The sequence below is a fragment of the Rathayibacter sp. PhB152 genome (assembly GCF_003751395.1).
GTDB classification, from domain to species: Bacteria; Actinomycetota; Actinomycetes; order Actinomycetales; family Microbacteriaceae; genus Rathayibacter; species Rathayibacter festucae.
In genome coordinates this window covers 20,329-32,748 of sequence record NZ_RJUT01000010.1, presented here as the reverse complement: position 1 = coordinate 32,748, position 12,420 = coordinate 20,329, and the positions used below count along the sequence as shown (strand labels likewise).

The following is a 12,420-nucleotide window of genomic DNA, read 5'->3' as shown; positions in this document are numbered from 1 at the left end:
TGCTCGGTGATGCGGCGCGCCGCTCCGACGCCATGACGCCCAGGTCGAACACCCAGTCGACGGCGATGGGAGAAGCCCCGGCGGACCGCGATCGAGCCGCCCTCCCGCGGCCCGAGGAGTTCCTCGCCGCGCTTCGCCCGTGGCCGGCGCCTGACGGCCTCTGACGCGGCGGTCGTCAGAGGCCGGACGAGGTCGGAGCGATCCAGGCGGCGAGGTCCGCAGCGCCGGCGCCTGTGTCCCCGAGGGCGCGGGCCAGCGCGGGAGAGACGAAGCGGACCAGTGCGCTGGAGCGGAGGCGGCCGCGTGGATCGATGAAGCGTCCGATGTGGAGGGTCTCCCGGCCGACGCCGTCGCTCTCGAAGATGCGGTCGATGGCGTCGAGCGTCTGGAGTCCCCAGGGGGAATGAACCGCCAGGAAGGAGTCGCCCAGGACACGGCGGAGACCGCGGCGGACCGGCTCCGGATCGGTGGCACTCGCGACTCCGAACCACCCGCGTTCGTCGCAGTGGGCGACGTAGGACACGAGCCCGGACTCGCGGAGACCGTCGACGACAGCCATCACGTCCACCGCGAGGACTTCCGCTCTCGTCGTGCGGCCGCCGGTGACGAGAGGAGGCTCGGCACGGTCGCCGAGAGCGTCCGGGAATCGCACCGGCCCTCGGAACGGGACGATGCGGGCCTCGGTGATTCCTCCACCCCGCCAGACGCCCTCGACCGTGACGACGTCGACGCCGGCGGGAGCGGACTCGAGAGTCAGCGGAACGCTCGGCGCCGCCTGCTCGACGACGATGTCGTAGAGGCCGGCGCCCACTGCGGCAAGGCGGAGTCCCCCGGCCACTCGCTTCAGCCGACCGGTGGCGACGACGCCATCGCCGGCTGCGACGACGAGCGAGGAGATCGGTCGGAGATCCCCGTCCCTGGCGCTCATAGCCCAGCCAGCCCCGTCGATTTAGCCGTCCGCGTCGCACCCATACATGGATGATAGGAACGCGGGGTCGCGATGTCGACCGTGGCGCGTCACGACCGGCGCTCCTGCTGCTCGAGGAATGCGCAGCGCGTGTCGCGCCGGCGTTCTGCAGGAGAGCCGAACTCGATACGCCCGCTGCGCGGGCTACTCGATCAGCATGGACGGGCCCAGCGCGGCCGAGACGCGTGAACATCCCGGCAACCCTGCTGGTCGCGAAGCTCGCAAGGAACGGGCGCGACAGCGCGCGCTTCGATCGCGGAACGCGTGAAGAACGGGCGCGACAGCGCGCCGTCATGCTGGTCGAGTAGCGCGCAGCGCGTATCGAGACCCCGCACTCTGCAGAACGGTGGATCTCGATACGCCCGCTGCGCGGGCTACTCGATCAGCATGATCGGCCCGTCGCCGGCGCGAGCGCGCCGCTCCTACGCGACGTCGGCGAGGTCGAACGCCCAGTCGGCGTAGAGGACGGGCGGGTCGCCGGCCTCCACGACGTCGACGCGGTCGAAGCCGGCCTCGACGCAGATCGCGCTGTCCTCGACGTCGTCCGCGGGGACGTACGCGTGCACGAAGCGCGGCAGCGGGAACGCCGCCGCCTCCTCGAGGAGCAGGCGCACCGAGCGCGCCACGACGCCGCGATCACGGGCAGCGGGAGCGATGCTCCAGCCCGTCTCGTAGGCGAGTGCGCCACGCGAGTGGCCGTACCAATAGCCGATGGAGCCGACGCAGTGCCCGTCGAGCTCGATCGCGTAGAAGAACCGGCTCCCCTCGGCCCAACCGCGCAGGTAGCGGTCGTGCCGGTCGAGGAACTCGTCTTCCGTCTCGAGACGCTCCCCGGACTCCGCGAGGTCGCTGCGGAGTGCGGTGACGTCCGCCTGCGGCCAGGGCAGAAGGCGGAGGGTCTCGGACTGCTGATCGATGCTGACTGTTCTGTGGTCGCTTCCGGGTTCGGGTCCCGTCACGCGATCCGATCCTTCCTCTTGAAGGTGGACCGACGCCCTGCCGCTCCGCCAGGGATTCGGAGTCGCAGGTCGATCGGATGGCCGCCGGGTGATCGCGGCCGTGATGTCCGCACTATCTTCGACCCCTTGGAGGAGCCTTGGCGTGAACCTTGCGAATCTAGCCCCGGACGGGGGGTGCTACCTGCGAAAAGGCTGGTCGCGGGCTGGTACCGCACGCCGATTCGGCCGTCGATCCGCGCAGAGAGGGCCGTTTCGGCGGAGTCGTGCGCCGTGATCGCCGACCTCGCCGATTCGCTCCGGGCCCACGCAAGAAAAGCGCGCGCCGAGGCCCATACGCTCGGGGATGGGCCGGATCCGGCCCGAGCCACCCGGTTATACGAGCGTGAGGAGGATCACCATGTCGCAATTCGTGCAGAGCACCGTCGTCGGAGAACCCGAGGTCGTCGAGGACCGCGTCGAGACCTCTCGCGCCTGGCTCCGCCTCAAGGCCGCGGCCACCGCACTGCAGCCGCTCCAGGCGCAGGACGGCTCGCTGGCCGACCCGGACCGCCTCGAGGACGCCCGCGCCGAGATCGAGCGCCTCGTCGACGCGATCCGCGCCCTCGCGCCCGCCTTCCCGCACGACGCCGCCTACCTCGAGGCGCTCGTCGTCGACTTCGAGCGCTGGAGCGCCGACGGCCTCGGTGTCCCGGACTTCCTCGACTCGCTGCAGGCGTTCCAGCCGCAGCTCGACCGGATCGACGGACTGCGCCACCTCGTCGTCTTCCCGATGCTGACGCAGAACGGCAGCCGCGACCGCCACGTCGAGGCCGTCCTCGTCGAGGTCGTCTGGCCGCGCTTCGTCGCGGAGCTCGAGGCGGGCGACTACTCGAACGCGCTGTTCGTGCCGGTCCGCTTCGTCGACTTCACCGCCGGCTACGACACCGACAGCGCCGTGCTCTTCCCCGAGACCGTCGCGATGCGCGCCGTCCCCGCCTTCACCTGGGGCGCGATCTTCGCCGACCGCGAGGCCGCGCGCTTCCGCCGCGTCGTCTCTGCTGCCGCGGAGATCACCCGGCTCGAGCTGCCGGAGGACGCCCGCCGGATGCTCGAGGACCAGCACATCGCGGAGGAGGCCTTCGTGATGTGGGACCTCATCCACGACCGCACCCACATGCGCGGCGACCTGCCGTTCGACCCGTTCATGATCAAGCAGCGGATGCCGTTCTTCCTCTACTCGCTCGAGGAGCTGCGCTGCGATCTGACCGCGTTCCGCGAGTCGGTCGCGATCGAGCGGCGCCTGGCCGGCCAGGAGCAGCGCGACGGCGAGGAGGAGGCGCTCGCGGCGCGGGCGCGCACGGTCCAGTACGCGATCCTCTTCGACCGGCTCTTCCGCTTCCCGCTGACCGGCTCTCGGGTGCGCAACTACGACGGGCTCGGCGGCCAGCTGCTCTTCGCCTGGCTGCACCAGCACGGCGTCCTGCACTGGACCGACACCCGGCTCGCCTTCGAGTGGGACAGCGTCGCGGACGTCGTCGTCGCCCTCTCGGACGCCATCGACGAGCTCTACTGGCGCTCGATCGACCGGCCGAAGACCGCGCACTGGCTCGCCGCCTACGCGCTGGTCGCGGCGACGGTGACGCCGCACCCCGCCTCCGCCTGGGCGCGCGGGCTGCCGGACGAGGTGCTCCTCGGCGCTCCGCGCAGGCTGACCGACGCGGTGCTGGACGACGAGTTCCCGCTGTCGATGTTCTACGAGGCCCTCGGCAGGAAGATGGGCGACGTGATCGCGTCGACCGCGGGCATCACCGGGCGCGACTGACAGATCGCGTGATTCGCGCAGAGGGCCCCGCCCGTGCCGATCGAGCAGCCCGCGCAGCGGCCCCGCCCCTGCTGATCGAGTAGCCCGCGCAGCGGGCGTATCGAGATCCACCGTCAGAACGCGAGTCTGCAGACCCGCACTGCTGAGGCCGGCGGGTCTCGATACGCCCCTGCGGGGCTACTCGACCAGCATGGGCGGTGGCGACTCGACCAGAAGGGGAGGAGCGTCATGCGGCGACTCGCGCGGCGGCCCGCCCGACCGTCGTCGGTTAGCGTGGGGCGCATGCCTCCTGGCGCCGTCGCTGCCGACCCCTTCGATGCGGGCTGGACTCGGCGAGCGCCGACCCGTTCCGCCTACGTCCGCGACGCCGTCGCCGCCGGCGTCCTGCTGGTGGCGACCCTCGTCTCCGTCGCGCTCTACGCCTCGGCGGGCTTCACCGACGCCGCGCACCCCGCCGTGAGCACGCTCTGGGCGCTCGCGATGACCCTCCCGCTCGCCCTGCGCCGGCGCTTCCCGTCGACCGTGGCGGTCGCTCTCACCGCGGTCTACGCGCTCGGGCTGATCCTCCAGGTGCCGGAGTCGCTGTTCAACCAGATCTGCCTCTACCTCGCGCTCTACACGGTCGGCGCCTGGAGCCGCGACCGGCGCCTGGCGCTCGTCGTCCGCACAGTCATCGCCGTCGGCATGCTCGGCTGGCTGATCGTCACCCTCGCGACCGGCGCCCCCGTGAGCAGCCCGCTCCCGGCGGAGGAGTCGGCCGGGCTGCTCCCGCCCTACGTCGCGGAGTCGGCGCTGGCCGTCGTCGCGAACCTCCTCTACTTCGGCAGCGCGTACGTCTTCGGCGACGCGTCCTGGCAGTCGGCGCGGCGGCTCGAGGCGCTCGAGGCGCGCACCGCCGAGCTCGACGACGAGCGGGAGCGCTCCTCGCGCCAGGCGGTGTCGTCCGAGCGGCTGCGCATCGCTCGCGAGCTGCACGACGTCGTCGCGCACCACGTCAGCGTGATGGGCGTGCAGGCGGGGGCTGCACGGCGGGTGCTCGCGCGCGATCCGGAGCGGGCGGCCACGGCGCTCAGCGCCATCGAGAGCGACGCGCGATCCGCGATCGAGGAGCTGCACCGCATCCTGATCGCCCTCCGCGCCGAGGACACCGCCCTCGACCCGCTGACCGACGCCGCCTCGACCCGCGGGGTGGCGCAGCTCGAGGAGCTCGTCCTCGCCGCGGCCGGCTCCGGACTGCCCGCCGTGTTCCTCACCATCGGCGAACCCCGGGACATCCCGGCGACCGTGGGCCTCAGCCTCTACCGGATCGCGCAGGAGTCGCTCACCAACGTGCGCAAGCACGCCGGCCGCGGGGCCACCGCCGAGGTGCGGCTGCGCTACCTGGACGACGCGGTCGAGCTCGAGGTCGCCGACGACGGCGGCGAGGGCGCGCATCCCGTCGCCGCGACGTCCTGCGGGCTCGGGCACACCGGCATGAGCGAGCGCGCCGCGGCCGTCGGCGGCACGGTCGAGACCGGCCCGAGCGGATCCGGCTACCTGGTGCGCGCGCGCGTCCCTCTGACGAGCGTCCGCGCGGGGTCCGGGGAGCAGGTAGCGTCGTCCGAGGTGTCGTGGGGGCGCCGGGAGCGAGCGAGCGGGGGGCGCGCATGACGGCCGATGTCCGGGTGCTGCTGGTCGACGACCAGGAGCTCGTCCGTGCCGGCTTCCGCACCATCCTCGAGTCCGAGCCCGGGATCGTCGTCGTCGGCGAGGCCCGCACCGGGATCGAGGCGATCGAGCGGGCCTCCGACCTGTGCCCGGACGTCATCTGCATGGACGTGCAGATGCCCGGCATGGACGGCCTGGCCGCGACCCGCGAGATCGTCAAGGATCCGCGCCTGTGCTCCAGCGTCCTCATCCTGACCACCTTCGACCGCGACGACTACCTCTTCGAGGCGCTGTCCTCCGGAGCGAGCGGCTTCCTGCTGAAGAACGCGTCGCCGGAGGAGCTGGTCGAGGCCGTGCAGGTCGTGGCCCGCGGCGACGCGATGCTCGCACCCGACGTGACGCGCCGCGTGCTCGAGCGCTTCGCGACGGCGCCGGCCCGCGCCGAGGTCCACCCCGGCATCGAGGAGCTCACCGACCGCGAGCGCGAGGTGCTCGTGCACCTGGCCCGCGGCTCGTCCAACGCCGAGATCGCCGCCGAGCTCTACGTCGGCGAGGCCACCGTGAAGACCCACGTGTCCAAGATCCTGATGAAGCTGCGCGTCCGCGACCGCATCCAGGCCGTCGTCTTCGCCTACGAGCACGGGATCGCGGTGCCGGGGCGGTCCTGACGCTACCGGCGAAGCCGGACCGCCGTTTTGCGACTCATGTACAAAAATGTATACACACGATGTACATTTTTGCCATGTCTCTCATTCCCCGGCTGCTTGGAGATGCCCTTCTCTCCTCCGATGCGAAGGTCGTCGTTCTCGAGGGAGCGAGGGCCGTCGGCAAAACCACTCTCGTGCGCAGCGTTCTCCAGAAGCGGGGCTTCTCCTACACTTCGCTCGCCGACCCCTCAGTGCTCCGCCGAGCGACCTCCGACCCGGGCGGCTGGCTGCGAGGCCTCACCTTCCCCGCGATCATCGACGAGGCGCAACTGCTCGAAGCGCTTCCGCTCCTGGTCAAGGAGCTCGTCGACGAGATTCCCGGCGCGGGCACGAGAGTCGTCCTGACCGGCTCAGCGTCCATCGCTCGGACCGGACTCGGCGGCGCCGACGCCCTCACGCGACGCTCCCGCCGGTTCAGCATGGGTCCGCTGACGGAGTGGGAGATCGGAGGCCAGGAGGGTTCGATCGTCGACCTCCTCTTCGATGCAGAGATCGCTGCAGGAGGGCGCACCGATCTCGACGAGTCGACGCTCCTCGATCGGCTCACCAGGGGAGGCTTCCCCACCTACGTCGTCCCCGATGTCATCAGGACACGGCGCGACCTCTCGCTGGACCTGCGGTCGGACATCGAAGGCCTGCTCTCAGATCAGGCACTCGCCGGCCGTGGAGTGGACACTCTTGCCGCCCGCGCCGCCTTGGACGGTCTCATGCGCACACCGGGCGGTATCTTCAACGCCAGTCGCCTCGCTCAGCAGCTCGATCTCGACCGCCGAACGATCGATCGCTATCTCGGAGTCTTCGAGCGGGTCTTCCTCACTCATCACCTCCCCAACCTCGCCACCGCGCCGCCACGCCAATCCCATTCGCGCGCGAAGATCCACCCGGTCGATACGTCCTTCGCCGTGGAATCGATGACCCGAGCCGGAGTCGATCTCCGTCAAGACCGTGAAGCACTCGGAGCGCTTCTCGAAAGTCATGTCGTCAACCAGCTGACGACCGCGGCCGGCTGGTCCGACCACGAGATCCGCGCCTTCTACTGGCGTCCAGCGGAGAAACGAGGGCGAGAGGTCGATCTCGTGATGATCGACGAACTCGATCGCACCGTCGGTGTCGAGATCAAGGCGTCACGCTCGGTCCACGAGCGGGACATCGCCGGACTCATCGCTCTCGGTGAGGGACGAGGACTGCACAGAGGCTTCGTGTTCCACAACGGCCCCGAGGTCATCCGGTTGCGAGAGAACATCTGGGGGCTCCCCCTGGCCGTCCTCGACGGATCCCATCCGCTCGGCAGGGCCGGCGATGCTCGCATCTCAGAGAGAGAGGTCGTCACTGTGCCGGATCCGATCGTCGGAAGTGACGCCTCGATCTTCATCAGTCACGTCCACGCAGACGACGCCAGCTCGCGCGGGCGAATGATCTCCTTCGCCAAAGATCTCGCCGACCGCTACGAGTTCCTGACGGGCGGCTCCCTCCGTCTCTTCATCGACCGCGACGACATCTCCTGGGGGGAGAACTGGCGACAGCGCCTCAGAGCAGAGGCGAGCACGACGACCTTCCTGTTGAGTTTCGTGACCCCTCGCTACCTCAGCAGCGCCGCCTGCCGGGAGGAGTTCCTGGACTTCCGGCGGGCAGCGACCGCGGATCCCGGGCAGAAAGTCCTCCTCCCGCTCATCTGGGTGGATCCCTCGGCGAGCGGCGTGATGTCCGACAAGGACCCGGTCTGGTCAGTGATCAAAGAGACGCAGTGGGTTGCGGCCACAGATTTCCGGCTGCTCGAACCGGGAAGTGTCGAGTACGACACCGTGCTCGACCAGCTGACGCAGCGGCTCCGCATCGCTGTCGCGACCGTGGCCAAGGACAGGACGGAGACGTTCACTCAGCGTGGAGAGGACCCCGACGAGGACCGCGACCTTCTCGAGACCCTGGAATCCCTGGAGGCGAGTCGGACAGACATCGAGCGCGCGGCCTCCGGCCTGAAGGATGCGATCGCCTCGATCAGTGCCGTGTTCTCCGGTCGGCCTCCGCTCCGGACCGGACCGACGTACGCGACTGCGCGAGCCCTGTCGGAGATCGGGGCGGAGCTGGAGCAGCCCGTGGCACGACTCGACCACGCGGCGGAGGAACTCGGTGCGGTGTGGCAGGGCGTGGACAGCGATGTATCGCGCTTGGTCTTCCTCCTCAGCGGCACGCCCGACGAAGCGTCCAAGCGCATGCTGTTCGAGATTCTGGACGGCCTGGTCCGAGCTCTCGACGTCCCCGGCGCGAGCGGGCTCGATCAGCAGCTCGCGCTGCTGGGCAACCTGTCGCGGCATCTGCGCCCCATGAGTCGTTCGATGAGCGCCGCACTGCGCCTCCTCGACGGCGTCAAGGTCTCGGCGCGCGCTTGGCGGGACAGCCTCGCCGGGCAGGGGTGAACCGCGCCGCAGAGATCCGATCGTGCCCGCTGCCGAGCCCGATCGCGTCCGTTCGGGCGTCAGCGCCGAGGCTGGGCCGGGGCCGGACGTGGCGGGATTCGACGGACGAACTCCATGCGGATGTCGGGGGCGATCTTCCGATCGAGCACGACCGTCATGTAGCGGCCGTCGACCCGGGCGCCGATCGCGACCACGTCGGGGTCGGTGTCGACGCGGTAGCCGCGCAGCGCCTCACCGTCGACGACGACCGGGACTCCGCGCACGACGTCCTCGTCGCGCAGGGCGGCGGCGACGACCGGCATGCCGCCGCGGCGGGTGCGGACGCGACCCGGGAAGGTGTTCCTCAGCACGTCGCCCATGTGCGCGGCGAGACGCGACTCGAGCGGGCGGCTGCGCTCGGCGGGGATCGGCACGGAGGTGCGCACCGCCTCCCACAGCACGGGGTAGCGCATCCGCGTGACCTGATCGACCATCCACGGCGGGAGGTGGTCGTTCTCGGCGCGCTCGATCGCGCGCTTCTGCTCCGGGGTGAGCGGGACGTGGTTGACCGGGTCGGCCCGGTTGCGCGGATTCTTGAAGAACGAGTAGGAGAGGGAGATCTCGACGAAGCGTCCGAGCGCCATGGTCTGCGCCGCCGCGAACTCCTCGAGGCGGGGCTGCGGGGCGAACGCGAGGACGGGATCGCCGAAGCGAGCCGCGATCTCGTCCACCCCGGGAGGGGCGGGCATGTCGCGGACCGCCCCCGAAGTGTCCATGCGCATAGGACAAGAGTGGCCTGCCTCCCACGCGATACCAACTTCTTGACGGCAATCGGCTTTCAGAGGACGGTCCGTTCACATGCCGGAAACACAGGGAGCGACGGCGCCCGCCACCAGGATCGATCCGCGGCGGGCTGCGAGGATGGGGGGATGAGCGCTCTGCACGATCCCGACCTCCGCGGCTTCGCCTCCGACAACTACTCCGGCGTGCACGAGGAGGTGCTCGCGGCGATCGCCGCGGCGAACGGCGCCCACCAGGTCGCCTACGGCGAGGACGTCTACACCGCGGAGCTGCAGCGCGTCTTCCGCCGCGAGTTCGGCGAGCAGGCCGAGGCCTTCCCCGTCTTCAACGGAACCGGGGCGAACGTGACCGGTCTGCAGTCGATGCTGCCCCGCTGGGGGGCGGTCGTCTCGGCCGGAACCGCGCACATCAACTCGGACGAGGGCGGGGCCCCCGAGAAGGTCGGCGGGATCAAGATCCTCACCGTCGAGAGCCCCGACGGCAAGCTCACGCCGGCGCTCGTGGACGAGCAGGCCTGGGGCTTCGGCGACGAGCACCGCGCCCAGCCGCTGGTCGTCTCGATCACGCAGTCGACCGAGCTCGGCACGGTCTACACACCGGAGGAGGTCCGCGCGCTGGCCGACCAGGCCCACGAACGGGGGATGCGGCTCCACATGGACGGAGCGCGGATCGCGAACGCCGGCGCGGCTCTCGGGCTGCCCCTGCGGGCCTTCACCAGCGACGCCGGAGTCGACGTGCTGTCCTTCGGCGGCACCAAGAACGGCATGCTGCTCGGCGAGGCGATCGTCGTGCTCGACCCCGAGGCGTCCAGCGGGCTGACGTTCCTCCGCAAGACCAACATGCAGCTGTCCTCGAAGATGCGCTTCCTCTCGGCGCAGCTGCTCGCGATGCTCGGCGAGGACGGCGAGGCGGAGCCGCTCTGGCTGCGCTCGGCCCGGCACGCGAACGCGATGGCGGCACGGCTGCGCTCGCAGCTGGACGAGGCCGTGGCCGCCGGGCGGATCGCCGGGCTCGCCTTCACCCAGCCGACGCAGGCGAACGCGGTGTTCGCGACCCTGCCGGCGGGGGTCGCGGACCGGCTGCGCGCCGCCTACCGCTTCTACGACTGGAACCCGGCGACCGGCGAGGTGCGCTGGGTCTGCTCGTTCGACACGAGCGAGGACGACATCGACGCGTTCACGGCGGCGATCGAGCGCGAGCTGGCCGCGTGAGGGCGCGCGCCGTCGGGGCGGGGGCGGCGCTGCTCGTCGCGGCCGGCCTGCTCGCGGGCTGCACGGCGGCCGAGCCGGAGGCGAGCGGGACGGCGTCCGCGACCGCCTCTGCGACTCCTCCTGCCTCCGCGTCGCCGACCCCGAGCCGCTCCTCGGCGGCCCGGCTCGACTGCGACGCCCTGCTGCCGGTCGCGCGGGCGTCGAGCGCCCTCGGGATCGCGGCCGGCTCGCTCGAGGGCACGCGGGACGAGACGGTGCGCTCCTCGGCCGAGCTGATCCGCGAGTCGGCGCAGGAGAACGGCGGGCTGCTGACCTGCGCCTGGTACGAGGAGGACGGCACGGCGTCGATCACCGCCTCGGCCGCCGAGGACGCCGCGGACGCGTTCGCCGCGGCCGGTCTCTCCGGCGGAACGCGACTCGCGACCGACGTCGAGGCCTACAGCGCCTGCTCGGTCGAGGTCTGCTCCGTCGATCTGCTCACGGGCTCGACGTGGGTGACGCTCGCGCTGACCGGCTCGCCGGCCGACGCCGACCTCGCGGCCCTCGCCACGGCGACCGCCGCGGCGGCCGGCGGTCGGCTGGACGAGCCGGTGACCGCCACCGCACCCGTCTGCGCCGAGGTGCTGACCGGCGAGCAGCTGGCCGCGACGGCCGGGCTCGTGGACGCGACCCCGGGGAGCGGGACCGAGGGCGTCGCTCCGTCGACCGCCTCCGCCGCGGCCGCCGCCCGCACGGGCTACGCCTCGTGCACCTGGACCGACGCGACCAGCAGCAGCTACGCGGGTCTGAGCGTCGACGTGCTGCCGAACGGCGAGGACGGCTGGCGCAACCTCTCCCTGACGACCGGGCTCGCCGTCACGCTGACTCCGCTCGACGGTCTCGGCGACCGCGCGCTCTCGGGCTGCGGCGGCGGCTCGTGCGAGGTCGACGTGCTGGCCGACGACACGTGGTGGCGGGTGCTCGTGACGGGCGACGCTGCCCGAGCCGAGTCCGTGGCGCGCGCGGTCGTCGCCGGCTGATCCCTTCCGCGAGATGTGCACACGTTTCACGGCGTGTCGCGTGCACAAGTGGCATCTCGCGGGAGGGAGGGGACGGTCAGGGGCGCCAGTAGTCGTAGTGCGAGGACTCGCGGCAGCCGAGGGACGCGTAGAGGCGGCGGGCGGCGGGGTTGTCGGCGAGCACCTGGATCCACAGGCGGTCGACGCTTCGGGCGGCGGCCTGCTCGAGCAGGGCGCGGAGGAGCGTGGCGGCGTGGCCGCGGCGGCGGGCGTCCGGGCGGGTGGCCAGGGCGAACAGGCCGCACCAGGGCTCGCCGTCCTCGGCGGTCGCCCAGGCGAGCCGGCCGCAGGCGGCGGGGCCGCTCCCGTCCCGCAGCAGGGCGTAGGCGGAGTCGCAGCCCGCGAGGATCCGCTCGGCGATCCCGCGCTCGGCGTCGCCGCCCCGGCCGTCGACCGACCACCAGAGCGACAGCCACTCCTCACCGGGCGCCTCCGTCGTCTCGACCGCCTCCGCGGCCTCCGTGGCGGCGGGACCGAGCGCGGCGAGCGCCTCCGTCACGGAGCCGGTGAGGACGAGGGTGCGCTCGTGCCCGGCGTAGCCGCGGCGGGCGAGCCGCTCGGGCAGGTCGGCGGGGAGCGTCGCGGGGCCGAGCTGGAAGAGCGGCGGGATCCCCTGCTCGCGCGCGAACTCCTCCGCTGCGGTGATCGCCTGGTCCACGTCCTCGACGGGACCGGAGGTGAGCACGGAGTTGGCGCGCTTCGTGACGCCGCCGGCCGCGCGCAGCTGCCAGCCGCCGAGCGCGCGGCGCTCGAGGGGCGGCCAGGCGTCGGCGGCGAGTCGGTCGAGGAGGCGCGGTTCCATCCGTCCACGCTAGCGGCGGCCCGGAGCCGGGCCCGTCGAGATGCGAGCCGGCTCGGGACGGGACCTCCGGCACG

General features: G+C 71.7%; 10 protein-coding genes. 6 read left to right on the top strand and 4 right to left on the bottom strand.

What is annotated here, in order from left to right; all coding sequences use genetic code 11:
• Nucleotides 1-175: 175 nt before the first annotated feature.
• Entirely contained in the window at nt 176-928 is a 753-nt protein-coding gene (locus EDF36_RS19250) for a hypothetical protein (protein ID WP_123734253.1), read from the bottom strand.
• 461 nt (nt 929-1,389) lie between these two features.
• Complete coding sequence (locus EDF36_RS19245; RefSeq protein WP_185020571.1) at nt 1,390-1,926, bottom strand: GNAT family N-acetyltransferase; 537 nt, start codon at nt 1,924-1,926, stop codon at nt 1,390-1,392.
• A 397-nt stretch (nt 1,927-2,323) separates the two neighbouring features.
• Between EDF36_RS19245 and EDF36_RS19240 the strand changes: the two genes are divergently transcribed.
• From EDF36_RS19240 to EDF36_RS19225, 4 genes are all read left to right on the top strand, one after another.
• On the top strand, nt 2,324-3,727 hold the full coding sequence (locus tag EDF36_RS19240; RefSeq protein ID WP_123734251.1) for a DUF6421 family protein: 1,404 nt from the start codon (nt 2,324-2,326) through the stop codon (nt 3,725-3,727).
• A gap of 282 nt (nt 3,728-4,009) precedes the next feature.
• Entirely contained in the window at nt 4,010-5,377 is a 1,368-nt protein-coding gene (locus EDF36_RS19235) for a sensor histidine kinase (RefSeq protein WP_123734250.1), read from the top strand.
• The gene (locus EDF36_RS19230) at nt 5,374-6,042 is read left to right on the top strand and encodes a response regulator transcription factor (protein WP_123706238.1); all 669 of its coding nucleotides are present in this window, start codon (nt 5,374-5,376) and stop codon (nt 6,040-6,042) included. Before EDF36_RS19235 ends, EDF36_RS19230 begins: the two co-directional genes overlap by 4 nt.
• 74 nt (nt 6,043-6,116) lie before the next feature.
• Nucleotides 6,117-8,495 carry a DUF4143 domain-containing protein gene (locus EDF36_RS19225; protein ID WP_185020570.1) on the top strand — a complete coding sequence of 793 codons (2,379 nt, stop codon included), beginning with the start codon at nt 6,117-6,119 and terminating at the stop codon, nt 8,493-8,495.
• Between the two features lie 59 nt (nt 8,496-8,554).
• On the opposite strand, the gene EDF36_RS19220 is transcribed toward EDF36_RS19225, so the two are convergent.
• Complete coding sequence (locus EDF36_RS19220) at nt 8,555-9,250, bottom strand: hypothetical protein (protein ID WP_133963572.1); 696 nt, start codon at nt 9,248-9,250, stop codon at nt 8,555-8,557.
• 153 nt (nt 9,251-9,403) lie between these two features.
• Between EDF36_RS19220 and EDF36_RS19215 the strand changes: the two genes are divergently transcribed.
• Nucleotides 9,404-10,486, top strand: a complete 1,083-nt coding sequence (locus EDF36_RS19215) for a low specificity L-threonine aldolase (protein WP_123734249.1) — start codon at nt 9,404-9,406, stop codon at nt 10,484-10,486.
• The gene (locus tag EDF36_RS19210) at nt 10,483-11,505 is read left to right on the top strand and encodes a hypothetical protein (RefSeq protein WP_123734248.1); all 1,023 of its coding nucleotides are present in this window, start codon (nt 10,483-10,485) and stop codon (nt 11,503-11,505) included. The genes EDF36_RS19215 and EDF36_RS19210 overlap by 4 nt, the downstream gene beginning before the upstream one ends.
• Before the next feature lie 76 nt (nt 11,506-11,581).
• Here the strand turns inward: EDF36_RS19210 and EDF36_RS19205 are convergent, their stop codons facing one another.
• On the bottom strand, nt 11,582-12,346 hold the full coding sequence (locus EDF36_RS19205; protein ID WP_123734247.1) for an N-acetyltransferase: 765 nt from the start codon (nt 12,344-12,346) through the stop codon (nt 11,582-11,584).
• Nucleotides 12,347-12,420: the final 74 nt, after the last annotated feature.

Excerpts from the sequence above, each read along its gene's own strand:
- EDF36_RS19250 (WP_123734253.1), bottom strand. The coding sequence starts at position 928 with ATGAGCGCCAGGGACGGGGATCTCCGACCGATCTCCTCGCTCGTCGTC.
- EDF36_RS19240 (WP_123734251.1), top strand. The coding sequence starts at position 2,324 with ATGTCGCAATTCGTGCAGAGCACCGTCGTCGGAGAACCCGAGGTCGTC.
- EDF36_RS19235 (WP_123734250.1), top strand. The coding sequence starts at position 4,010 with ATGCCTCCTGGCGCCGTCGCTGCCGACCCCTTCGATGCGGGCTGGACT.
- EDF36_RS19230 (WP_123706238.1), top strand. The coding sequence starts at position 5,374 with ATGACGGCCGATGTCCGGGTGCTGCTGGTCGACGACCAGGAGCTCGTC.
- EDF36_RS19225 (WP_185020570.1), top strand. The coding sequence starts at position 6,117 with ATGTCTCTCATTCCCCGGCTGCTTGGAGATGCCCTTCTCTCCTCCGAT.
- EDF36_RS19220 (WP_133963572.1), bottom strand. The coding sequence starts at position 9,250 with ATGGACACTTCGGGGGCGGTCCGCGACATGCCCGCCCCTCCCGGGGTG.
- EDF36_RS19215 (WP_123734249.1), top strand. The coding sequence starts at position 9,404 with ATGAGCGCTCTGCACGATCCCGACCTCCGCGGCTTCGCCTCCGACAAC.
- EDF36_RS19205 (WP_123734247.1), bottom strand. The coding sequence starts at position 12,346 with ATGGAACCGCGCCTCCTCGACCGACTCGCCGCCGACGCCTGGCCGCCC.